18 protein-coding genes are annotated in these 22,346 nt (G+C 58.6%); 7 read left to right on the top strand and 11 right to left on the bottom strand.

The features are described 5' to 3' along the window. The first annotated feature begins 54 nt into the window (after positions 1–54). A complete protein-coding gene (locus MTP37_RS02110) occupies positions 55–900 on the top strand; it encodes a helix-turn-helix domain-containing protein (RefSeq protein ID WP_249237995.1) in 846 nt (281 codons plus the stop codon). Here MTP37_RS02110 and MTP37_RS02105 read toward each other — a convergent pair. Together MTP37_RS02105 and MTP37_RS02100 are read right to left on the bottom strand one after the other, a co-directional pair. Next, positions 891–1,997: a GGDEF domain-containing protein gene (locus MTP37_RS02105; protein WP_249237994.1), complete on the bottom strand. Its 1,107-nt coding sequence runs from the start codon at positions 1,995–1,997 to the stop codon at positions 891–893. The genes MTP37_RS02110 and MTP37_RS02105 overlap by 10 nt on opposite strands. Before the next feature lie 122 nt (positions 1,998–2,119). Then, on the bottom strand, positions 2,120–3,418 hold the full coding sequence (locus MTP37_RS02100) for an MATE family efflux transporter (RefSeq protein ID WP_249237993.1): 1,299 nt from the start codon (positions 3,416–3,418) through the stop codon (positions 2,120–2,122). 206 nt (positions 3,419–3,624) lie between these two features. On the opposite strand from MTP37_RS02100, the gene MTP37_RS02095 reads away from it, so the two are divergent. Both MTP37_RS02095 and MTP37_RS02090 read left to right on the top strand, forming a co-directional pair. Beyond that, on the top strand, positions 3,625–4,584 hold the full coding sequence (locus MTP37_RS02095) for a carbohydrate kinase family protein (RefSeq protein WP_249237992.1): 960 nt from the start codon (positions 3,625–3,627) through the stop codon (positions 4,582–4,584). A gap of 212 nt (positions 4,585–4,796) precedes the next feature. After that, on the top strand, positions 4,797–5,345 hold the full coding sequence (locus MTP37_RS02090; protein ID WP_249237991.1) for a phosphatase PAP2 family protein: 549 nt from the start codon (positions 4,797–4,799) through the stop codon (positions 5,343–5,345). 695 nt (positions 5,346–6,040) lie between these two features. Here the strand turns inward: MTP37_RS02090 and MTP37_RS02085 are convergent. Beyond that, positions 6,041–8,473, bottom strand: coding sequence for a homocysteine S-methyltransferase family protein (locus MTP37_RS02085; RefSeq protein ID WP_249237990.1), 2,433 nt, complete (start codon positions 8,471–8,473; stop codon positions 6,041–6,043). Beyond that, positions 8,460–9,146, bottom strand: a complete 687-nt coding sequence (locus MTP37_RS02080; protein ID WP_249237989.1) for a methionine synthase — start codon at positions 9,144–9,146, stop codon at positions 8,460–8,462. The genes MTP37_RS02085 and MTP37_RS02080 overlap by 14 nt, the downstream gene beginning before the upstream one ends. Before the next feature lie 308 nt (positions 9,147–9,454). Here MTP37_RS02080 and MTP37_RS02075 point away from each other — a divergent pair, with 308 nt between their 5' ends. Further along, positions 9,455–10,810, top strand: a complete 1,356-nt coding sequence (locus tag MTP37_RS02075; RefSeq protein WP_249237988.1) for a citrate/2-methylcitrate synthase — start codon at positions 9,455–9,457, stop codon at positions 10,808–10,810. 59 nt (positions 10,811–10,869) lie between these two features. Continuing rightward, entirely contained in the window at positions 10,870–11,307 is a 438-nt protein-coding gene (locus MTP37_RS02070; protein WP_249237987.1) for a MarR family winged helix-turn-helix transcriptional regulator, read from the top strand. Positions 11,308–11,813: 506 nt separating this feature from the next. On the opposite strand, the gene MTP37_RS02065 is transcribed toward MTP37_RS02070, so the two are convergent. Together MTP37_RS02065 and MTP37_RS02060 are read right to left on the bottom strand one after the other, a co-directional pair. After that, positions 11,814–12,959 carry a glycoside hydrolase family 88/105 protein gene (locus tag MTP37_RS02065; protein ID WP_249237986.1) on the bottom strand — a complete coding sequence of 382 codons (1,146 nt, stop codon included), beginning with the start codon at positions 12,957–12,959 and terminating at the stop codon, positions 11,814–11,816. 4 nt (positions 12,960–12,963) lie between these two features. Further along, a complete protein-coding gene (locus MTP37_RS02060) occupies positions 12,964–14,520 on the bottom strand; it encodes a glycoside hydrolase family 28 protein (RefSeq protein ID WP_249237985.1) in 1,557 nt (518 codons plus the stop codon). Positions 14,521–14,744: 224 nt separating this feature from the next. Here MTP37_RS02060 and MTP37_RS02055 point away from each other — a divergent pair, with 224 nt between their 5' ends. Beyond that, entirely contained in the window at positions 14,745–15,563 is an 819-nt protein-coding gene (locus tag MTP37_RS02055; protein ID WP_249237984.1) for a helix-turn-helix domain-containing protein, read from the top strand. Positions 15,564–15,704: 141 nt separating this feature from the next. Here MTP37_RS02055 and MTP37_RS02050 read toward each other — a convergent pair whose 3' ends face one another. From MTP37_RS02050 to MTP37_RS02030, 5 genes are all read right to left on the bottom strand, one after another. Continuing rightward, positions 15,705–16,556: a carbohydrate ABC transporter permease gene (locus MTP37_RS02050; protein WP_431732975.1), complete on the bottom strand. Its 852-nt coding sequence runs from the start codon at positions 16,554–16,556 to the stop codon at positions 15,705–15,707. A gap of 16 nt (positions 16,557–16,572) precedes the next feature. Continuing rightward, positions 16,573–17,502, bottom strand: a complete 930-nt coding sequence (locus tag MTP37_RS02045) for a carbohydrate ABC transporter permease (protein WP_154259430.1) — start codon at positions 17,500–17,502, stop codon at positions 16,573–16,575. Positions 17,503–17,706: 204 nt separating this feature from the next. Beyond that, a complete protein-coding gene (locus MTP37_RS02040) occupies positions 17,707–19,089 on the bottom strand; it encodes an ABC transporter substrate-binding protein (RefSeq protein ID WP_249237983.1) in 1,383 nt (460 codons plus the stop codon). Positions 19,090–19,689: 600 nt separating this feature from the next. Further along, the gene (locus MTP37_RS02035) at positions 19,690–20,304 is read right to left on the bottom strand and encodes a thymidine kinase (RefSeq protein ID WP_249237982.1); all 615 of its coding nucleotides are present in this window, start codon (positions 20,302–20,304) and stop codon (positions 19,690–19,692) included. 300 nt (positions 20,305–20,604) lie between these two features. Continuing rightward, on the bottom strand, positions 20,605–21,246 hold the full coding sequence (locus tag MTP37_RS02030) for a redox-sensing transcriptional repressor Rex (protein WP_249237981.1): 642 nt from the start codon (positions 21,244–21,246) through the stop codon (positions 20,605–20,607). Positions 21,247–21,523: 277 nt separating this feature from the next. Here MTP37_RS02030 and MTP37_RS02025 point away from each other — a divergent pair, with 277 nt between their 5' ends. Further along, positions 21,524–22,204: a ClpP family protease gene (locus MTP37_RS02025; RefSeq protein WP_249237980.1), complete on the top strand. Its 681-nt coding sequence runs from the start codon at positions 21,524–21,526 to the stop codon at positions 22,202–22,204. Positions 22,205–22,346 lie beyond the last annotated feature (142 nt).

Genomic DNA, 22,346 nt, shown 5'->3' with positions numbered 1-22,346 from the left:
AGCAGATAATTTTGTGATATAAAATAGCATTTTATTGATTAGAGGTGTCAGATATTGCTGTTTGACTGGAACGTTGTCGCCGCGCCCTCTTCGGTGCAGGATCTCCAGCTTTCCGCGCCCCTCACCCTGTCGGGCGAAGGGCTGTGGGTCTGCCTTGTGTCCAGCGGCAAATGCACCGCCTCCGTCCCCGGGGCCGGGCCCTCGCCGGCGGGGGCCGCGCTGATCCTGCCGCCGCAGTCGGTGCCCGCCGGGCACCTGATCCTGAGCCGCGCGCCGCTGTCTCTCGTGCCGGAAAGCACCTGTCACCTGCTCTGCGTCCAGCTCACCGGGCAGGCCGCTTCTCAGTTTCTCACCGGGCTGCGGGAACTGCCCTTCCTTGCCAAGGGCGGCTCCTGCCCTGCTGCCGCCGAGCTGATGGGCCGTCTGGCCGAGGAAAAATCCTCCCACAGCCGGGCGCGCAGCCAGCTGGCCTACGCGCTGCTGTGTGAGCTTTCTGACGCCGACAGCGCCGCCCCTGCCCTGCCGCCGCTGGTACAGGCCGCCATCGAGGACATCCGCGCCAACTACGCGGGCCTGTACGGCGTGGAAGAGCTGAGCGAGCGGCTGGGCGTGTCCAAGAGCCATCTGGTGCGCACCTTTACCGCTGCCATCGGGGTGCCGCCGGGCCGGTATCTGACCACCGTGCGCATCGAGGCCGCCCAGCGGCTGCTGCTCCACCGGGAATACACGCTGGACGTGGTCGCCAGCCTGTGCGGCTTTTCCGGGGCCAACTACCTGTGCCGCGTGTTCAAAAAAGAAACCGGCCAATCTCCCGCACAGTGGCGGGCAATGGCCGGTCATGCCGCGCAGTCCGGGCTTTCCCCGGAAGAATCCCTGCGCGAGCAGGAGCTTTATATCTGAGAAGCTGCATCTGTTTCCTTCATGTGGGCCTCTTTGCACGCATTTTTGGCGTGATACATGGCCTCGTCGGCGCGGCGGAAGGCTTCTTTCACGCTTTCCGTGCCGGTGTCAAAGGCTTTCCACCCGACGGAAATGCTCATCACGGGCTGGTCGCTCCCGATATGTTCCTTGTGCCATGCGTCAAATTCGGCGTTCAGCTGTTCCACCCTGTCCAGATCCCGGCGCAGCACCACGCAGAACTCGTCGCCGCCCATCCGGAAGCAGCGGCCGCTGTCGCCGTACACCTCGCGCAGGCCCTGCGCCACCGTGCACAGGCATTTGTCGCCGACCGCGTGGCCAAAGGTGTCGTTGATCATCTTGAAGTGATCCACATCAAAAAACAGGATCACACCGGTACCACGGTACCGCTTGAGGTGATCCTCAAAGCTCCACCGGTTGCCCAGCTCGGTCAGGCCGTCCACCTGCTGCAAAATGTCGCCGTAGAATTTGTACAGCATAATGGCCGAGATGGCCACCACCAGCCAGATGATCTCAACATTGTTATCGTACAGGGTCACCGCGATGCCGTTGGCCAGAAAGACCGTGACCAGCAGCACCATAACGCTGCCGCTCTGCTGGTAGCGCCGGAAGGTCTGCAGCTCCTGCACCAGATAATATACGGCGCTGAAGCAATAGAATGCAATGTACACAATGTACAGCGGGCCGTGGTGGTAGATGTTCTGCGCATCCACATACCAGATCTGCCCTGTGAACAGGGTCACGGTCTCCAGCATCACATGGAATGCCAGCAGGCAGCTGATGCTCTTTTCCCACAAAACGCGGCTGCTGAGGCTTTTGCCGCACAAAAGGCCCAGATACGGCGCACTGCACAGCTCGACATATTTTACCAGCTTATGCAGCCCGATAGATTCTGCCGGGGCGCCGTCCAGCACATTGCCCAGCCACTCGCACAGTGCCGCCGTGCTGATGACCAGAAACAGGACCCGGGTGATATTCTTGCGCTGCTGATCCAGCGTTGTATTGAAGCTGACCGCCGTCAGCATGATCATCATGGACAACACCACAAAGATGGTATTGGCTGTATAATAAGGATTCATAGCAGTTCCTTCATTTCATGATTAAGCTCCTCGATCATCCACCTTTCTGTGTATTATACCCGTTTTTTATTTCCATTTCAAGAAAATACTGGCTTATTTTTACATTGTGGGGCATTCGTGCCTTATTCTGTCTTTGTTCGCCGCAGCAGCAGGAACAGGGTCAGCAGGGCCGTCAGCAGCTCCGACACCGGGAACGCCGCCCATACGCCGTTCATGCCGAACAGGCGGCTCAGCACCAGCGAGCAGACCACGATGGCCGCCATGCCGCGGCAGATGGAGGTGATGGACGCCTCTGCCGGGCGGTCGGTAGCGCTCAGGTAGCCCGCCGCCACGATGTTGAACCCGGCAAAGAAGTAGCCGATGAAGTACAGCCGCATCCCCATGTGGGCAAACTGGGCCATCCGGACGGAGTTCTCGCTGTTGAATATGCCCACCAGCGCATCGGTGGCACCAAAGACCACGCTGTACAGCACAGCGGCCAGCACCAGCGCTGTGCCGCTGCCGAGGAGCAGCAGCTTTCTGGTCCCGGACCGGTCGCCTTTGCCGTAGCACTCGCTCACCAGCGGCTGTGCACCCTGTGCTACGCCGTTGAAGATGGCCGTTGCCACCAGCGCAAAGTTCGCCACCACACCATAGGCCGCCACGGCCACATTGCCCGCCAGCCCCAGCAACAGAAGGTTGAACACGGTGGTGGTAACGCCGGAGCTCATCTCGCCCACAAAGCCGGAAATGCCCAGCTGGCAGCTCTGCCCCAGCAGCTTCACCGAGGGCATCCGGCGCACGAACTCCACGCCGTTCTCCTTTTTAAAGAAGTGCCGGCTGCAGATGGAAATGCTGATGATGGGAGACACGGCGGTGGCCAGCGCCGCACCGGCCAGCCCCAGACCCATGGGAAACATAAAGATGTAGTCGAACACCACATTGAACAGGCTGCTGCTCAGGGTAGCCACCATGGCAAGGGAGGGGTCGCCGTCGTTGCGCACAAAGGCCGACACGATGTAGTTGCACATGAAAAATGGCGTGAACATAAGGAAAATGCGGGCATACGGAATGCCCAGCGCCACGATCTCCGCGTCGCCGCCCATCAGCCGCAGCAGGCTGCCCGGTGCAAAAATGCCCGCCAGCAAAAACGGCACGCTGAGCGCGCAGGCGCAGAAGATGGCGTTGGAAAAATACCGCTGACAGCGTTCATCGCCCTGTGCCCTGAGGATGGCGTAGCGGGTAGCCGCGCCAATCCCGACCATGGCACCAATGGCAAAGATGAAGTTGTAGATGGGCAGGCAGAGGTTGAGCAGGGTGACGCCGTCGGTGCCCGCCGCCTGCGAGATAAAATAGGTATCGGCCAGAATGTAGCACGAGGTGCCCAGCAGACCGAAAATGTTCTGCGATACATATTTGAAGAATTGCTTTGTCAGGTTCATCCAAGTTCCCTTTCATGGCATTTTTTACGCATACCGGCATATTTTAGCACACCCCAAAATGCAAGTCAACACAAAAACGCCCTGTACCGTGCAAAAAAAGCATTGACAGCCCGGGCTCTGGCCCTTACACTGGGAGCGGTCACAAAGCCATCCCCTACGCCGGGGGAAGCCTTTTATTACCAGCATCTTAATTTGGGAGGTTCTCTATGTCCGGCAGCACACTGTTTTCCATTGGCGAAGCACTCATTGATATGATCCCGTCCAGAGCAGGCTGCTCTTTTGACGAGGTGCCCTCGTTCAGCCCGCGCACTGGCGGCGCACCGGCCAATGTGTGCGCAGCCTTCGCCCGGCTGGGCGGCAAAAGCGCCTTTCTGAGCCAGCTGGGCGATGACCCCTTCGGCCATAAGATCGCCCGGGAGCTGGCAGACTGCGGCATCGACCTCTCCCATCTGGCCTTTACCGACAAGGCCAGTACAGCCCTTGCCTTCGTCAGTCTGGAAGAGGACGGCAGCCGCACCTTCAGCTTCTACCGTAAACCCTCCGCCGATCTGCTCTATTCTCCGGAGCAGATCGACCCGGCATGGTTCGCCGATGCCTTTGCCCTGCACTTCTGCAGTGTCTCGCTGGTGGACAGCCCCATGCGCTACGCCCACCTTGCGGCCATTTCCGCCGCCCGGGAGGCCGGCAGCATCGTCAGCTTTGACCCGAACCTGCGCTTTCCCCTCTGGCCGGACCGCGACATGCTGCGCGGGACGGTGCTGCAGTTCCTGCCGCTTTCCAACATCCTCAAAATTTCGGATGAAGAGCTGGAATTTCTCACCGGCACGGCGGACATCGAAGCCGCCCTGCCGCAGCTGTTCGTGGGTGATGTGCAGCTGGTGGTCTACACCTGCGGCAGCAGCGGTGCCCACGCCTACACCCGCACCGCCCATGGCTTTACCCCCTGCCGGAAAGTCCGGGCTGTGGACACCACCGGTGCGGGCGACGGCTTCGTCGGCTCCTTTCTGTGGCAGCTGGAACGTGACGGCGTAACGCGGAACAAGCTGGAAAAACTGAGCCGTGCCCGTCTTTGCGAATACCTTGCCTTTTCCAACCAGTTCTGCGGCATCAGCGTGCAGCAGCACGGTGCCATCGACAGCTACCCCACCCTCGACCAGATGCAGTAAAGGATGCAAAAAGCCCCGCGTCCAGCACCGCAGGGCTTCTTTTCTATTTACAATTTGTAGTATTGTTCCGCTATATTCCAGTTTTGTGCTGTTTCCGACATCTTTTCTGCCGGTTTAAGATTTGTTTATTCTTTGTACAAGCCTTGTTCTTATTCTCTGCCCGGTTCCATGTTACCATAAGGGCAAGAACAACAAGCAGGGAGGCTTTATCCATGTCCTTTGAATTTACCCTTCTGGATGCCTTGCAGGCTCTGCGCTGTCCGGTGCTGGATGCACTGGCGGTGTTTTTCGATCAGGCCGGTGCCCGCGGCGAGATCTGGATTGCCTTCACGGCGGTGCTGCTGGCGTTCCGGCGCACCCGCCGGGCCGGGCTGGCCATGGCGCTGGCGCTGGGCCTTTACATGCTGGCGGGCCACTGCGCCTTAAAGCCGCTGTTCGCACGCCCGCGCCCCTGTGACCTCCGGCCGGAGATGCTCACGCTGGTGGCCCGGCCGCATGGCTGGTCCTTCCCTTCCGGACACACATCCTCCGCCTTTGCCGCTGCCTTTGCGCTCTGGCTGCAGAACCGCAGGCTCGGCGTCCCGGCTCTTGTGCTGGCCGGGTTCATCGGCTTCACGCGGATGTACCTGTATGTACATTTCCCCACCGACATTCTGGGCGGCGTGGCACTGGGCCTTGCAGTGGGGGCCTGCGGCTCCCTGCTGGCAGATAAGATCAGCAACAAATGGGCGAAACGCAGCGAAGTAAAACGAACTGTATAAACCAATTTCGTCTCGCACTCGTTCTCGCTTTGCTTTTTGCATTCAGATGAAGTATATCGCTTCGACCCTATCCGTGAAAAAGAGCCTCGGAAAAATCCGCAGATTTTTCCGAGGCTCAACTAATTACAATAGAATTTCCGCTAAAACAGCCAAAGCGCACGCGGCGGCTATTCCCAATCGTTCTCTTGCATTCAGGTAAAAACAAAAGCAGCCAGCACCGTGGAAAGGAGGATAAAGCGGTGCTGGCTGCGGTATGAGAACTCCCGAACTTTGCGGTGGATCAGGAGGGATTTGGTAGTCTGTCCGCCGCCCGGGCTATTGCCTGGCATGGGACGGGGGACAGTATTTTAATAAGGATCTGCTGGGTCGTGCCCAAAGCACCGGCCCCCGCAGATGAAAGCCCTTGTCGGCTTTTGGGAGGTGTCTTTGCATCTCCCTGACTGCACCCTTATACTACCAGACAATCGTGGCATTTCTTTGTGGAGTTTTTGAACAATTTGCAAATAGATTTTCAGGTGTTTTCAAAGGGCCCCAGCTTACCGGGGCGGTGGGCCGGAAGTTTTCCCTGACAGGACAGCAGGGAGTTTCTCCGCGAATGTCCTGGGGGTGGGGCCCCAGCGCGTAAGCGTTGGGGCGGGACTGGAGTCCCGGGCTGTTCGCGGAGAAAGCTCCCTGCTGGCCTGCCCACATAGCGCTTACTGCGCCCCGAAAAATTCCTTGGCGATGTCGGCGCTGCGTTTGGCGTCCTTGGCGTACCAGTCCGCGCCGATCTTCTCGGCATATTCCGGGGTCAGCACGGCACCGCCCACCATGATCTTGCAGTCCAGGCCCGCTTCGTGCAGGGCGGCGATGGTCTCCTCCATGCTCTTGAGGGTGGTGGTCATCAGGGCAGAAAGGCCCACCAGGTGCACATTCTTTTCCCGCACGGTGTTCACCACCGTCTCCACCGGCACATCACGGCCCAGGTCGATCACTTCAAAGCCGTAGTTTTCCAGAATGACCTTGACGATGTTCTTGCCGATGTCGTGCACGTCGCCCTTGACGGTGGCCAGCACGATGCGGCCCTTGCTGGCGCTGCCCTCGCCCTTCTGGGCAATGACATTCTTGATCTCCTCAAAGGCGCTCTGGGCTGCACTTGCGGCCTGCAGCAGCTGCGGCAGGAACAGCGTGCCCTTCTCGTACTTTGCGCCCACGATGTCCAGCGCCGGGATCAGTGCTTCGTCCACCACTTCCAGCGGCTGCTTTTCGGCCAGCAGTGCCTTGGTCTGGGCGGCAGCATCACCCTTCAGGCCCTTTTCCACCGCCTTCATCAGGCCCGCATAAGGGCCGGTAAGCTCTGCGCTCTCACCGGATGCCGAAGCCGTAGGCACCGCCTGCGCGGCCTGCCGGATGGCTGCGGACGCAGGCACACGGTCAGCATACCGCTCAATGTACTTGGTGCTCTGCGGATCGCGGTTGGTCAGCACGTTGTAAGCATACACCGCCGCCATCATCTCCTCGCTGGAGGGGTTCATGATGGCAAGGTCCAGCCCGGCGTACATGGCCATGGTGAGGAAGGTGGTGTTCAGATAGGGGCGGCAGGGCAGGCCGAAGCTGATGTTGGACACACCCAGAATGGTGCGCACCCCCAGCTCCTTCTTGCAGGCTTCCAGTGCCTGCACGGTGGCCAGAACGTCCTTCTGCTGGGCGCTGGCGGTCAGGGTCAGGCAGTCGATGTAGATGTCCTCCCGCGGGATGCCGGCGGCAAGAGCTGCCTCCGTGATGCGGCGGGCAATGGCCACACGGTCCTCGGCGGCAGGCAGGATGCCCCGCTCATCGATGGCAAGGCCCACGATGGCCGCACCGTACTTTTTGCACAGGGGCAGAATGGCGTCCAGCTTTTCCTGCTCGCCGTTGGTGGAGTTAACGATGGGCTTGCCGTTGTACACGCGCAGACCGTTTTCCAGCGCCTCCACATTGGAGGAATCCAGCTGCAGCGGCAGGCTGGTGACGCTCTGCAGGGCCTTGACCACCTTGGGCATCAGGGCAGGCTCGTCCACCCCGGGTGCGCCCACGTTCACGTCCAGCACCTGAGCCCCGGCTTCCACCTGACTGACCGCCTGCTCCAGAACATAGTTCATATCCTCTTCCCGCAGTGCCTGCTGGAAGCGCTTTTTGCCCGTGGGGTTGATGCGCTCACCCACCACCGTGATGCCGTCCACATTGACAAAGTTCACCGGCGTGCAAAGCACCGAGGGCATTTTGTGGGCCGGACGGCCGGGTACGCAGCCTGCAAAAACGCTGTTCAGCAGCTTGATGAACTCCGGCGTGGTGCCGCAGCAGCCGCCCGCCGCAAACAGATGCAGCTCCCGGTAGGGCTTCATTTCCATGGCGAAGAGCTGCGGGGTGATATCGTAGCCGCTGCCGTCGGCCCGGGGCAGGCCCGCATTGGGCTTGACGAACACCGGAAAATCGCCGGGCACAGCCTCCGCCAGACGCTTTGCCATGGGGAAGATTTCCTTGGGACCCAGTGAGCAGTTGATACCCACCGCGTTGGCACCCAGACCACGGGCGGTCACGCCGAAGCTTTCCACCGTGCAGCCCGTAAAGGTGCGCCCGCCGGCTTCAAAGCTCATGCTGGCCAGAATGGGCAGGCTGCTGTTTTCCTTTGCGGCCAGCAGAGCGGCTTTCAGCTCGTAAAGGTCGGTAAAGGTCTCGAAGAAAATAAGGTCGGCTCCGGCGGCAGCGCCTGCCCGGACGATGCGGGCATACTCGCTCACCGCATCCTCAAAGGCCAGCGTTCCGCTGGGTTCCAGCAGCTCGCCCAGCGGGCCCACGTCCAGCGCGGTCAGGGCACCGTAGGGTGCACAGGCGCGCTTGCAGTTGGCGATGCCCGCCGCAATGATCTCTTCCAGACTGTAGGCGCTGCCCGCCAGCTTGTGGGCCGATGCGCCAAAGGTGTTGGCGTTGACAATGCGGCTGCCCGCAGCGGCATATTTTGCATGGATGCTCTCGATCAGCTCCGGGTTGGTGATGTTCAGTTCCTCCGGCTTTGCGCCCAGCTTCAGGCCCGAAGCCTGCAGCATGGTGCCCATGCCGCCGTCCAGCAGGACGGTATTGCTCTGTTTGAAAAGTTCACTCGCTTGCACAGGTCTTTCCCCTCTTTCTGTATTCGCAACGGGTGCGCAGCACGCAGTGGCCGCACCCGGCCAGTTTTCCCTTTACCGGGTGGCCGCTGACCCCCAGAATGGCCGTCACGCTCTTGCGCGGGGTCATCAGATTGGTGTCGGTGACGCACAGGCCTGCACGGCGCACCGTGTCCAGCGCGTTTGCCACCAGCGGCTGCACCGCGATATCCCAGTCACCGTAGCCGGGCGAGAACCGCCCGGTAAGATACTTTCCCTCTTTTGCGGCCCACTGGCGCAGCTCCGCTTCTGCCGCGTCTGCGGCCTGCTCAGCCAGCGCGCTGCCCAGCGCGTCGGAGGCTACGCCCGCCGCAATATCGCCCACACCGGCGCGGCGGATCTGTGCATCCACGCCGGGGCCCAGCGTCACAGCCAGCAGCACCGCCTGCGGACATCCTTCCAGATGGCGCATCACGTCCCCGCCCCGCAGGATGCCTGCTTCGGCAAGGGCAGCCGTGTCCGCTTCCAGCCAGACCGCCCGGGGCGTTGCCGCCGCCAGCAGCGGCAGGGCGCATGTTTCCAGCAGCGCCATGGTTTTTTCGTCCGGCTCACCGCGGGCACCAAAATATCGTGCGGCCTGTGCCGTATCAATGGCTGCCGGTTTTGCCAGCGGCAGCGGCCTTGGAGCACCGATCATCCACCGCACCTCCCTGCTTTTTTAAAATAAAGTGGTTTTAAGTATACCGCACCTGTGGGATTTTCGCAATCCCGCACAGAGAAAGAAAGCGATTTAAACCGGCCTCCGCTGCGTTCTGACTCTCTTCAAAAGGGCAAACACGCATCCGGCAACTTTTCTGCTTTCCGGTTTTGTTCTTTTTTTATTTACAAACAGTACCTTGACACCGAAATATCCTTTTTGTAATCTGGAAGAGTATTCTGAATGTAAGTGAATGCCGTCCCGAATCAATACGGTTTTTCGGGCAGTAGGAAAGGAGCAACACACCTATGGATCATCTGCAGAACGTGATGGGATATTTCGACCAGCAGCAGCCGCTGTGTGCCGAGCATGACCGCATCGCCAAAGATCTCTACCGGGAATTTGGCGTCAAAGCGGGCCTGCGCGACGAAAACGGCAAGGGCGTGCTGGCGGGTCTGACGAATATTTCCGATATCCGCGCCTTTCAGTATGTGAACGGCGTAAAAAAGCCGGCGGACGGCCAGCTGCTTTACCGCGGCTATGATGTCAAGGACCTGATCCGGGGGTCGTCCGGCAGCCGTTTCGCCTTTGAAGAGGCGGCCTACCTGCTGCTGTTCGGTGAACTGCCCACGCAGGAAAAGCTGGAGGAGTTCTGCCGGGTGCTGGGCGAGTGCCGCACCATGCCCACAAACTTTACCCGGGATGTCATCATGAAGGCCCCCAGCCATGATATCATGAACTCCATGGCCCGCAGCGTACTCACGCTGGCCTCCTATGACCCCATGGCCAACGATCTGGATATCTCCAATGTACTGCGCCAGAGCATCCAGCTGACGGGCATTTTCCCCATGCTGGCCGTGTACGGCTACCACGCCTACAACCACTACGAAAAGGACGGAAGCATGTACATCCACCGTCCGGACCCGACCCTTTCCACCGCAGAGAACTTCCTGCGGATGCTGCGCCCGGATATGAAGTACACCGAGCTGGAAGCGCGGGTGCTGGATGTAGCCCTGCTGCTGCATGCAGAGCACGGCGGCGGCAACAACTCCACCTTTACCACCCGTGTGGTCACATCCTCCGGCACCGATACCTACTCTGCCATGGCGGCAGCGCTGTGCTCCCTCAAGGGCCCGCGCCACGGCGGCGCCAACCTGATGGTGATGCAGATGATGCAGAACATCCGCGAAAATCTGCACGACACTGAGGACGACGAGGAACTGGAAGCCTACCTGAAAAAACTGCTGCACGGTGAGGCCTTTGACCGCAAGGGCCTGATCTACGGCATGGGCCACGCAGTCTACTCCCTCAGCGATCCCCGCGAGGTGGTGTTCAAGGGCTATGTGGAGCAGCTGGCCCACGAAAAAGGCCGGGACAAAGACCTTGCCCTCTACAACAAGATCGAAACGATGGCCCCGCAGCTGATCGCGGAAGAGCGCAGGATCTTCAAGGGCGTCAGTCCCAACGTGGACTTCTACAGCGGCTTTGTCTACGATATGCTGGGCATCCCCATGGAGCTGTACACCCCGCTGTTTGCCGTGGCACGTGTGACGGGCTGGAGCGCTCACCGCATTGAGGAGCTGCTCAGTGCCAACAAGATCATCCGTCCGGCCTACAAGAGCCTTGGCGGCGACCACGAATATATCCGCCGCAATGAACGGTAAGATGCTGCTTTTGCAAGCAGGATCGAGGACAAAAAACCGCTTCTGAAGGAGGAAACGATATGGAACTGAAACATCACCCGGAAGAATGGTTCTTTCTGCACAATTTTGATGCAGACAGGGTGTTCAATACCATCCAGCGGGCCGACTATCTGATTTTGTACTATATCAAGATGGAGGCCGACCAGCACCCGGAGCAAACAATCTATCTGGCAGATCTGGCTGCAGTGATGGGGCTGAAGATCACCGAGCTGTCCAAGGCGGTGGAAAAACTGCAGGACAAGGGCCTTGTGGCGTGGAAGACCGACCGCGAGGCGGGCCGCACCTACGTGGAGCTGTCCAGCAAGGCGGTGGAGCTGATGGCCGAAGAACGCGATTTTATGAAGCGCTGCTATGCCCGCCTGCGCACGGAGCTGGGCGACGACGAGCTGCGCCGTGCTGTGGACATCATGCAGAAGGTGACGGCTGTATTGCAGGAGGAGCGGGAGAAGAACAGCTGAACCTGTTTTGCTCTGCGATACAAAAAGCCCGCTTGACAGGCGGGCCGAAAATCACTATACTGAAAATAGAAAAGGTGCTGCCCGCAATGGTCAGCTCCCTCTGGCTAGTAAGTCAATAAGAAAATGACCGTTCACTGTTTGGAAGGCTGGGGCGGTCATTTCTTATTGTTATGGATCTCCTTGAAGATTGCCCATGTGATCTGAAATGTAATTCCGACTGTCCCGCCGATGACGACGAGCAGCTGAAGAACGTCTTCCAACTTCATGAGGCATCCCCCCTTTCGCGTTTGCGTCCGGGAGGAACAACAATAAGGCTTTCACATCCTCTCGGAAGCTTGCCGGAGGGAGCTAGACCACCTTTTATGCAGACAACACCTTAACACCGCCGAAGCGGCACTCTCAGTTTAACATACTTTTCGGCAGCAAACAAGGCCCCGTTCCTGTTCTCCACAGGAGCGGGGCCTTGCTGTTGAAAACTTGAAGCCGCAGGCAGGATGGGCGAGTGCTTACTTTCTGGCGATCATTTCGGTGTAGGCCAGCACCAGCGGGCCCACGCCCTTGGCGTCGTTGCAGACCACCGGCTCGCTGAAATAGTAAGCCAGAGAGCCGTCGCGGTGATCCTTGCCGCCAAGACCCGCCACCAGACAGATGCCGTCCAGCTGCAGGCTGCCGTCCGGGTTCTTGGAGAGGTACTTGTCGCAGGTACCGTAGAAGGCCTTTTCGGCCCATGCCGCCATGCGTTTGGGCAGGTAGCCCAGACGCACGCCCTTGAGCACGGCGTAAGCGAACAGGGCGGTGCCGCTGGTCTCGAGGTAGTTGCCCTCCACACCGGGGTGGTCCATCACCTGCCAGAACATGCCGGTTTCATCGTCCTGGAACTTGTGCACATCCTCGATGGTCTGCTTGAGCATTGCCATGATGCCGCGGTACTCGTTGTACAGCTGCTCGTCCATCCGCTCCAGCACGTCTACCATCGCCACCATGAACCAGCCCATGGCGCGCAGCCAGAAGTTGGGGCTGCAGCCGGTGACGGGGTCGGCCCAGTACATCTGACGGCTCTCATCGTAGCCGTGGTAGTACAGACCGGTCTTTTCGTCCCGCATGTGCTTTTTGATGTTCATGAACTGCTTGTAGCTGTCGATGCAGCCCTGCATCTTGTTGAAGCGGGTCTCGTATTCCATGTAGAAGGGCTGGGCCATGTAGGTGCCGTCCAGCCACACCTGCCACGGATAGATGTCCTTGTGCCAGAAGTTGCCCTCTTTGGTGCGGGGCTGGGTGGCCAGCTGACTGCGGATGGTGTCAATGGCCCTGCGGTACTTCTCATCGCCAAAGATATCGTACAGGGTGAACAGGTTCTTGCCCTGATTTACGTTGTCCAGATTGTACTCCTTGGGGTCGTAGGTCTTGATGGAGCCATCCTCCTGCACGAACCAGTCGATGAAGTTCTTGGAAAAGCGCAGGTACTTCTCGTCGCCGGTGGTCTTGTACAGGCTTAGGCAGGCGGTGATCATGCAGCCGTCGATGTAGTTCCACTTGTTGGGCTTGCCGCTGCGCACCTTTTCGATGTTCCACATGGGTGCTTCGGCGCTGGAATTGGCGATCAGATAGTCCACATAGTCGCCCAGCATGGACAGGATCTCTTCATGGGTCATGGTTTCAGTCCTCCTCAAAATGGCCGACGTTGGCAAAATGCAGGCGCTCGCCCTCGTAGCCCTCGATCTTGACGTTGTGCAGGTCGATCTCCCTGACGTTTTCGGCATAGATGGCCAGCTTCTTCACCAGCGGGCGGTTATCTGCCATGGCGGCCTGACCTTCCTTGGCGTTGGGGTCAAAGGTAATGGTGACATTCTTCATGGTAACGCGCTCAATGGGCTGCTCCGGCAGGCCGTCAAAGTAGCAGCCGGCGAACTGGGCGTCGGTGGCCACGATGTCCTCCATGGTCAGGCTGCCCAGCTTGGGGGTGTACTCGTCCACGGGCATGGCGTCGCGGCACTGCACATAGGGGCCGTGGCCGTCCGGGTCGCAGAAATAGAACATGTTGATAACAAAGGGGGCCTTGACGCCGCGCATTTCCACATTGCGGAACACCAGCCCGTCAATGACGGCGGTGTTGCCGCGGCCGCGGCGGGTCTTGACCCGCAGGCCGCGGTCGGTGTGGTCCATCAGACACTGGGTGACCACCATATCCTTGACGCCGCCGCTCATTTCGCTGCCGATGACGATGCCGCCGTGGCCCTTGTCCAGCAGGCAGTTGCGGATGACGGTGTGCTCGCAGCTCTTTTTCAGCTTCATGCCAAGGAACACCTTGCTGGCCTTCATGGCGATGCAGTCGTCACCCACATGGATGTTCACGCCGATGATGCGGATGTACTCGCAGCTTTCGGGGTCGATGCCGTCGGTGTTGGGGGCGTTGTAGGGGTTGTTGATGTTGAAGTTCAGCAGGTCAAGGTGCTTGACGAAGATGGGGTGGATGGTCCAGGAGTAGCTGTTCTGCACCGTGATGCCGTGCAGGCAGATGTTCTCGCTGTCCACCATGGCCACGGCACGGGGACGCCATGCGATGCGCTTGATCTTGGGCGTCACCCACCAGTCGCCGTTTTCCGCGTCACAGTCCAGCGTGCCCTCGCCGGTCACAACGACGTCATGCACCTGCGTGATGTTCAAAAGGCCGGCAAAGCTGCTCAGGGGGTTGCCCTCCCAGCCGGTCAGGTAGTATTCGTCCACCTCGTTCTCGCTGGGGATCACACCGGGCAGGATGGGATAGTGGGTGCGATCGTTGTCGCCCAGCAGCACAGCGCCCTTTTCAAGGTACAGGGTGGTGCAGCTCTTCATGAACAGGCTGCAGGTGCGGTAACGGCCCGCCGGCACATACACCGTGCCGCCCTTGGGGCAGGTAGAAAGAGCCGCCTGCAGCTTGAGGGTGTTGTCCGTGGTGCCGTCGGCCACCAGACCGTAGCGGGATGCATCCACAAAGAAGGTCTCGGCCTCGGTGGTAAAGGTGCAGGTCAGGCTCTCGCCCTCAGCCTGCACGCCCACCGTGTATTCCGTGCCGGGCAGCAGGGAGAACAGGGAGAACACGTTGGTCTGGCAGGCTTCGTAGACGGTCCTGCCGTTCAGGGTGACGATGAACGGATGGGCCGGACGGTAGCACAGGTCGTTTTCCAGCTCGAAAACAGCGCTGCGCGTCATGGAACGGATAAGCGACAGATTCATGAGAGAACCTCCTGATGGTTTTGTCTTGCCCAAATGCCTTGGGCATGGTATGATGAAAAAGAACCCTCTCAGTCAAACCCTTTGGGTTTGCCAGCTCCCCCGAAAGGGGGGAGCTTTTATGGAGCGGAACGGTCAAATGCATAAAACCTCGCCCTTTGGGAGAGGTGGCATCGCGCAGCGATGACGGAGAGGGTTTTCCCTCGGAAGATGATGAGAAGTGTATTATGAGATCAGAACGTGAAAAGATCACCGGCAAGGTGGCCGCTGCCACCCTGCGCCTGAATGCGAACCGCCACGAGCTGCTGCCCGACGAGGACACCTGTTATCTGCTGCTGGTGTCCGAAGGCAGCGTGATGCTGGAATCGGGCGGTCAGAGCGTACTGGTAAACCCCGGCAGCGCTGTGCTGCTGGGCCCGGGCGGCTGCAGCTTTCTGCAGACCGGCAGCGCCGTGCCCCAGATCGTGGGGTGCCATTTTCCGCTGGGGATGCTGCACGACCTGAAAACCACGGCAGGGCGTGACTTTTCGCGTCTGTTTGCGCCCGGCGGGCGCACCGTGCTGTATGCACCGGTGCAGTGGACCAGCCGGATACGCACCCTGCTGGAAATGATGAGCAGTGCAATGGACGAACAGGATTATCCCGGCCCGCTGTATCTGCTGCTGATCCTGCACTACGTGGAGCAGGAGTGCATTGCAGAGAGCAGCGCCGTGGCACGCCCCCGCAACGAGACGGTGGAGCAGATCTGTGCCTACCTTGCGGCCAACTACCGGCAGAAGTTTTCCCTCACCGAGGTAGCGGCGCAGTTTTATCTTTCGCCCTACTACCTGAGCCGGTTGTTCCGGCGGGTGACAGGCCAGTCCATCGTGGATTACATCAACAACCGCCGCATCGAAGCGGCCCAGAAGCTGCTGGAGACCACAGAGCTTTCCATCAGCGCGGTGGCGGAGCAGACCGGCTTTGCCAGCGCCGCCCATTTCCGCCGGGTGTTCCGCGAGGTGATGGGCACCGGCCCGCTGCAGTACCGCAAAGGACATAAGAAATGATAATTCCGCTGCGGGAACACATCATTGCGCAGCACATCATATTCGCCGCAGGCGATACATCATTAAAAACACCCCCTGTGCCATCTACGGGAACGGCACAGGGGGTGTTTGTATCAGAGATCTTATGCTTGTGCGCGGGGCTTAGCCCTTGACGGCACCGGCAGAGATACCTTCAACGAACTGGTCCTGTGCGCAGAAGAAAACGATCAGCTGCGGCAGGATGGAGATCAGCGACAGAGCAAGGATCTTGTTCCAGGCGAAACCGGTATCACCGTCCATGGACAGCTTGACGAACAGGGACATGGGATACTTGCCGGGGGTGCTGACGTAAAGCAGCGGGCCCATGAAGTCGTTGCAGCTCCACATGAACTGGAACAGTGCGCAGGACACCAGAGCGGGGCCCAGCATGGGCACGATGACCTTGTACAGGGTCTGGAAGGAGGAGCAGCCGTCGATGGCGGCAGCTTCGTCCAGATCACGGGGGACATTGCGCATGAACTGCACCAGCTGGTAGACGAAGTAGGTCTCGGTCGCAAATGCGCAGTGCACCCAGATGGCCAGATAGAAGGGGCTGTCCAGCCAGCCGAACTTGTTGTACAGCAGGTACTGCGGCACGTTCAGAACGACCTGCGGCAGGAACAGGGTGGCCAGCATGATGTTGAACATCAGCTTACGACCGGGGAAATCGAAGCGGCCAAAGCCGTAGGCAGCCACACAGGCGGAGACCACCGTGCAGATCACCTTGGGGATAACGTAGCTGTAGGTGTTCAGCATGGCCTGCAGGATGTTGATGGAACCGCCAAAGTTGTTCAGAGCGCCGCGGTAGCCATCCAGAGTGGGGTGCTTGATCCACAGGCTGATGCCTGCAAAGATCTCGCTGTTGTCCTTAAAGGTAGCGCTGATCATCCACAGCAGAGGATAGATCATGATGACGCCGACCAGGATCAGGACGAAATACTTGAAGAAGGTCGCGATTTTGTTCGATGCTTTCATTCCCATACTGGTCACCTTACCTTTCGTCAGAGTAGTAGACCCACTTCTTCTGGCTGGTGAATGCAATGATCGTCAGGATGCAGACGATGATGAACATGATCCATGCCAGAGCGGATGCCATACCCATGTCATAAGACTTGAATGCGTAGTTGTAAACCAGCAGAGAGATCAGCGTGGTGGAACCACGGGGGCCGCCGTTGGTGATGATGTACGGGCCATTGAACTCCTGGAAAGCCTGGCAGATCTGAGTGACCAGGTTGTAGAAGATGATGGGGGTGATCATCGGAACGGTGATGGAGAAGAACTGACGCCACTTGCCGGCACCATCAATGGTGGCAGCCTCGTACAGGTCGGCAGGCACGCCCTTCAGAGCAGCCAGGAACAGCACCATGGCAGAACCGAACTGCCAGATGCGCAAGAAGCAGATGATCCACAGCGCGTAGCTGGGGTCAGACAGCCACTCGGGGCCCTGCACCAGACCAAAGGTGACAGCGCGCAGAACGGTGTTGAGCAGGCCGTCCACACTGAACACAGCCTTCCACAGAACGGCGATAGCAACAGAGCCGCCCAGAATGGAGGGGATGTAGTACACAGTACGGAACAGGTTGACGCATGCGATCTTGAAGTTCAGGATGTATGCGATGAACAGCGCAAAGACCAGCTTCAGCGGCACGGTGATGAAGGCGTACTTGAAGGTGATGATCAGCGCCTTGGTGATCTTGGTGGTGGTAAAGGCCGTGATGTAGTTGGCCAGACCAACGAACTTGGTGCCGCTCTCGAAGAAGTTCATATCGGTGAAGCTGTAGTACAGCGACTGACCGAAGGGAACTGCCTTAAAGACGACGAAGCCGATGATCCAGGGGATCAGATAAAACAGACCCTGATATTTGTCCAGCCACTTCTGGAACGGGGTGCGCCCGACGGCGGGAGCATTGCTTTCTTTCATCTGGGAAATCCTCCTTTTTAAGGAATTTCGGAGCATGAGACGGACGAAGGGGTAACAGACCGGATACAACTTTGTCAAAAATTTGTAACATATCTCTGACAAAAAAGGGGCATCTGCCGGTCGGGCGGCAGGTGCCCCTCAGGTTCAGTCAAAGGGTGCCCTTTTCTGTGCGTGACCGCACACGGCGGCACTCAAAAATGGAACTTAGCCGATGATGTAGCCAACAGACTCCATGCCGTCCAGCAGGGTGTCAACAACGTCTGCGCCGGCAACGCCGTCGTAGTCAACGGTATCGAACACTTCCTGATAGATGCCGGTGCCGGAAGCCTTCAGGTCGTTGTTCTCAAACAGGGGATCCAGCTTGTTGGTGGTGAAGGCCATGACCTTGGCATTTGCCTCAGCAACCAGATCCTTGACAGCGCCGGCAGCCTGAGCAGCAGCCAGACCAGCCTTGGAAGCGGGGATGCCGCACTCGGAACCCATGATGGAAGCGCCCTTCTCCTCGTTCAGCAGGAAGTTGATCAGGGTAGCAGCCTCAGCAACGCACTTGCTGGTCTTGGTGATAGCCAGACCCATGGAGACCTTGGAGAAGCCGCCATTGTTGTCGCCAAACTTGATCTCTTCGCCAACGGTGAAGCCGTCCTTGTTGGCGTCATCCAGAGCGGAGGAGTACTTGGAAGCAGCGGAATCCCACTCGAAGATGCCTGCGATCTTACCGGTGATCCACTCGTTGGACTGGTGGGTAGCGGTATCGGAGTTAGCGGAGTAGTAGGTCTTCAGGTTCATCATGACGTGGCCGTCCACCAGGCTCTTGATGAAGTCGATGCCCTCAGCGATCTCGTCCTCGGTGTAGTTCAGGGTAGAGGTGACGGGGTCAGCCCAGTCCTTGCCGTACTTGGACTCGAGGTAGAAGACCATCAGGATCATACGGTCGTATGCGCCCAGATGCATGGGGTAGTAATCGTCGCCCAGCTTCTCCTTGAATGCCTTGCCGGCAGCCATCAGATCATCCAGAGACTTGGGAACTTCGGTGATGCCAGCCTTGTTGAAGGTGGTCATGTTCCAGAAGAAGATACGGCCGGTCATGGAAACGGGCACGCACTGCTGGCTGTTTGCAACGTAGCAGGCGTCCATGGCAGCGGCATCCCACTGGGTCAGATCCAGGAACTTGGAAACGGTGTTCAGGTCCACGAACTTGCTGCCATCAGCAGAGTAGTTGTACAGCCAGTTCCAGTTCACCTGGCACACATCCTGTGCGTTGCCTGCGATGAAGGCAGCTGCCATCTTCTCTTCCCAGCCGGACCATGCGGCGAAGGTGGGCTCGATGGTGATGTTGGTGTGCTCAGCCTGGAACTCCTTGATGGCGTTCTGGTAAGCCTCGTGACGGCTGTCGCCGCCCCACCAGCTGATGGTCATGGAAACAGGGCCGTCAGACAGTGCCAGGCTCTCGTCTGCAGAAGCAGCGGGAGCGGTGGAAGCAGCAGAGCTGGATGCAGCAGAGTTACCGCCGCAGGCAGCCAGAAGGCCGGCAGCGCCCACAGCGCCGGTGACCTTCATGAAATCACGACGAGAAATTGCCTTGCTCATTTTCGTTCTCCTCCTAAATACAGAAAACATCATCTCGAACGGGGGTTCTGCACATACCCCGTTGTATACAATTATGATAACAAAACAACAACCAAAAAGAAAGACGCAAATTGCAGATATCTAAACAAAAAACGTACAAATATTGCTCTTGTTTTCGCGCAAGAATTGACGCCTTCGCTGAAATGAATAAACTTGGCTCGAAAAACTGTGCAACATGTATACTTCGCTATTTTGCATAGAAAACTGGGATGCATCATAGGAGGAACGTCGAATTTTGCAATAATTTTGTAAACATTCCGTTTCAGAACGTAGAATCGTTGCATACATTGTGGACGAACAACAGCTTAAAAAGCCCAGATGGGAGCCTTTGAACTGATATATCAATAGTGCAAAAAATGTTCACTCTGATATATCAATTGTTTGCGGCGGTCCCCCGGCACCGGTCTGCAGACACGGAAATCGGTGCTTCTTCGCCCTTTTTGGGGGTGAAAAAGCACCGACAGCGACATATTTTGCGCTGCTGCGTGGACTGCGCCCGTAGGCCGGGGATAAAAAGAAAGGCCGCCGTGTCGTTTGACACAGCGACCTTGTATACAAGTTTCAGTCAGCCTGCGAAGCAGCTTTTTCGGCGTAGAACGCGCGCTTTGCCTTGAAATAGCACTGGGGGCACATGCTCACGTACTGCACATCGTTTTCCAGATCGATGGCCACCTGCTCGCCCTCAAAGACGAATCTGCCGTTCACCTTGCGGCAGTTACAGATGGCCTTGCGGCCGCAGGTGCAGATGGTTTTCATTTCCTCGATGGTGTGGGCCAGCTCCAGCAGCCGGGTGGAGCCGGGGAAGCCCTTGAGGGAGAAATCTGCCCGCAGGCCGTAGCAGATCACCGGGATGTTCAGGTCCACCGTGACCATGAACAGCTGCTCGGCCTGCTCCGGGGTGAAGAACTGGCTCTCGTCGCACAGCACGCAGGCAAGGGCAGCGGTGCTGTTGGCCTGACGCACCGCCTCGAACACATCTGTTTCCGGCGGGATCAGCAGATCGGCCTTGCGGCGGACACCCAGACGGCTGACCAGCTCACCGCCACCCTTGGTATCCACCTGCGGCTTGAGGATCAGCACCCGCATCCCCTGCTCCTCGTAGTTGTGGGCCACCTGCATCAGGGCGGTGCTCTTGCCGCTGTTCATCGCGCCGTAACGAAAATACAGTTTTGCCATTTGAAAAACTCTCCTTGCAGAACGAACCCTCTCAGCCAAAGCCTAACGGCTTTGCCAGATTCCCCCTTTTGTCACTGCGCGACATCTTCCCCCGGAGCGGGGGAAGTCTTTCCTCGAAGGGGGAGCTTTTCTGCATCTTCCGGGCAGGCTGTCCTTCGCCGGAGAAGCAGAAACTTTCCCGTCCCCACTCATAAAGCTCCCCTTTTGGGGGAGCTGTCGAGCGTATGCGAGACTGAGAGGGTTCGGCGGCATCTCAGGCTTTGACTGAGAGGGTTCTCTTATTACTTATAATAGGTACGTTCAGTCCTGATTGCGCAGGCGGTAGCCCAGACTCATCAGGCTGTCGCCTAGATGGACGTTCTCCACCACCACATCGGGGTACGACACCGAAAGGTCATAGTGGGAGAAATTCCAGAAGCCCTCGATGCCCAGATCCACCAGACGGCCGCTGACCTGCTCCGCACCGTCCCGGGGCACACAGAGCACTGCGACCTTGGGGTGATGCTCGGCACAGAAAGACTCCAGCTCGTCGATATGGCGGATCTGGATGCCGCTGATCTCCTTGCCCACCTCGCTCTGTGCCACATCAAAGGCGGCGATCAGGCGGTAGCCGTTGGTGTCGGTGGTGATAAAGCGGCTCACTGCCTTGCCCAGACGGCCGCAGCCGATCAGGATAGTGGGCAGGCGGTCGCCGTTGCCGAACAGCAGGCCTTCCAGAATAGAGAGCAGGTTTTCCACCGAGTAGCCGATGCCCTGCCGGCCATTCACATCGCCGATGCAGTTGAAGTCCTGCCGTACCTGCGAAGCGGTGGTGCCCATCTGAGCAGCCAGCTCGCGGGAGGAAATGCTGTTGATGCCGTCTTCCTGCAGAGAGCGCAGATAACGGTAATATTTGGGAAGACGCTTGATAACGGGAAGCGAAGCCTTTGCAGGGGTGTTCATAGAATACTTTCTCCTTTCGCTCTATCGCAGTACTTGCCGCAGCTGCCTGCTTTACAGATGCGGCGCAGAGAAACCCCGATCCGTTTACGGGTTCATATTGCAGATATTACAGTTTGCAGATATTACAGTCAATTATTTAAAGTATACAGCACGGATGGAGAATGTCAAATCATTCTCAAAAAAATTTTATGAAATGTTACCGTTTTTTTGCTGCGGCGGGTCTGTATAGCCCGGCACAGGCCGGGGAATGCTGACAGAAAACGCAGGAGGAAAGCATATGAACGATGAAACGCAGCAGACCGACGCAGGCCGGCTGGAAAAAGAAGAGATCGAGGATCTGGGCACGGTCACGCTGGCCCGCGGCGGGCATGTCATCCACTGCCTGACCGTCATCGGCCAGATCGAAGGCCATTCGGAAGCGCCGCAGGGCCAGAAGACCACGAAGTATGAGCATGTCATCCCGCAGCTGGTGGCCGCGCAGGAGGACCCCCGCATCGAGGGCCTACTGGTGCTGCTGAACACGGTGGGCGGGGATGTGGAAGCGGGCCTTGCGCTGGCAGAGCTGATCGCCAGCGTATCCAAGCCCAGCGCAACACTGGTGCTGGGCGGCGGGCACTCCATCGGCATCCCGCTTGCCGTCAGCGCCCGGCGCAGCTTCATCGTGCCCACAGCCACCATGACCGTGCACCCGGTGCGGCATTCCGGCGTCATTCTGGGGGTGCCGCAGACCATGCGCAGCTTTGAGCAGATGCAGCAGCGCATCACCGGCTTTGTGGCGGCCCACAGCGGCATGACCGAAAAGCGCTACACCGACCTGATGCTCCACACCGGCGAGCTGGTGATGGACATGGGCACCGTGCTGGACGGACGCCGGGCCGTGAAGGAAAAGCTCATTGACGAGCTGGGCGGGCTTTCGGATGCACTGGCGTGGCTGTATAAAGAAATTGAAAAAGAGTAAGAAGACAGGACGGCAGATAGTTTCTCCAGCGAATGTCCTGGGGGTGGGACCCTGCTGCCGCAGGCAGTAGGGCGGGACTGGAGTCCCGGGCTGTTCGCGAAGAAAGCTATCTGCTGGCCTGCCGGACTGAAGAAATTTGTAC

It is taken from the genome of Faecalibacterium sp. HTF-F (assembly GCF_023347535.1).
GTDB lineage: Bacteria > Bacillota > Clostridia > Oscillospirales > Ruminococcaceae > Faecalibacterium > Faecalibacterium wellingii.
This window is presented reverse-complemented; position numbering and strand designations above follow the sequence as displayed.

Coding starts and splice junctions, on each gene's coding strand:
- MTP37_RS02105 (WP_249237994.1), bottom strand. CDS start 1,997: ATGAATCCTTATTATACAGCCAATACCATCTTTGTGGTGTTGTCCATG.
- MTP37_RS02100 (WP_249237993.1), bottom strand. CDS start 3,418: ATGAACCTGACAAAGCAATTCTTCAAATATGTATCGCAGAACATTTTC.
- MTP37_RS02095 (WP_249237992.1), top strand. CDS start 3,625: ATGTCCGGCAGCACACTGTTTTCCATTGGCGAAGCACTCATTGATATG.
- MTP37_RS02090 (WP_249237991.1), top strand. CDS start 4,797: ATGTCCTTTGAATTTACCCTTCTGGATGCCTTGCAGGCTCTGCGCTGT.
- MTP37_RS02080 (WP_249237989.1), bottom strand. CDS start 9,146: ATGATCGGTGCTCCAAGGCCGCTGCCGCTGGCAAAACCGGCAGCCATT.
- MTP37_RS02075 (WP_249237988.1), top strand. CDS start 9,455: ATGGATCATCTGCAGAACGTGATGGGATATTTCGACCAGCAGCAGCCG.
- MTP37_RS02070 (WP_249237987.1), top strand. CDS start 10,870: ATGGAACTGAAACATCACCCGGAAGAATGGTTCTTTCTGCACAATTTT.
- MTP37_RS02065 (WP_249237986.1), bottom strand. CDS start 12,959: ATGACCCATGAAGAGATCCTGTCCATGCTGGGCGACTATGTGGACTAT.
- MTP37_RS02060 (WP_249237985.1), bottom strand. CDS start 14,520: ATGAATCTGTCGCTTATCCGTTCCATGACGCGCAGCGCTGTTTTCGAG.
- MTP37_RS02055 (WP_249237984.1), top strand. CDS start 14,745: ATGAGATCAGAACGTGAAAAGATCACCGGCAAGGTGGCCGCTGCCACC.
- MTP37_RS02050 (WP_431732975.1), bottom strand. CDS start 16,556: ATGAAAGCATCGAACAAAATCGCGACCTTCTTCAAGTATTTCGTCCTG.
- MTP37_RS02045 (WP_154259430.1), bottom strand. CDS start 17,502: ATGAAAGAAAGCAATGCTCCCGCCGTCGGGCGCACCCCGTTCCAGAAG.
- MTP37_RS02040 (WP_249237983.1), bottom strand. CDS start 19,089: ATGAGCAAGGCAATTTCTCGTCGTGATTTCATGAAGGTCACCGGCGCT.
- MTP37_RS02035 (WP_249237982.1), bottom strand. CDS start 20,304: ATGGCAAAACTGTATTTTCGTTACGGCGCGATGAACAGCGGCAAGAGC.
- MTP37_RS02030 (WP_249237981.1), bottom strand. CDS start 21,246: ATGAACACCCCTGCAAAGGCTTCGCTTCCCGTTATCAAGCGTCTTCCC.
- MTP37_RS02025 (WP_249237980.1), top strand. CDS start 21,524: ATGAACGATGAAACGCAGCAGACCGACGCAGGCCGGCTGGAAAAAGAA.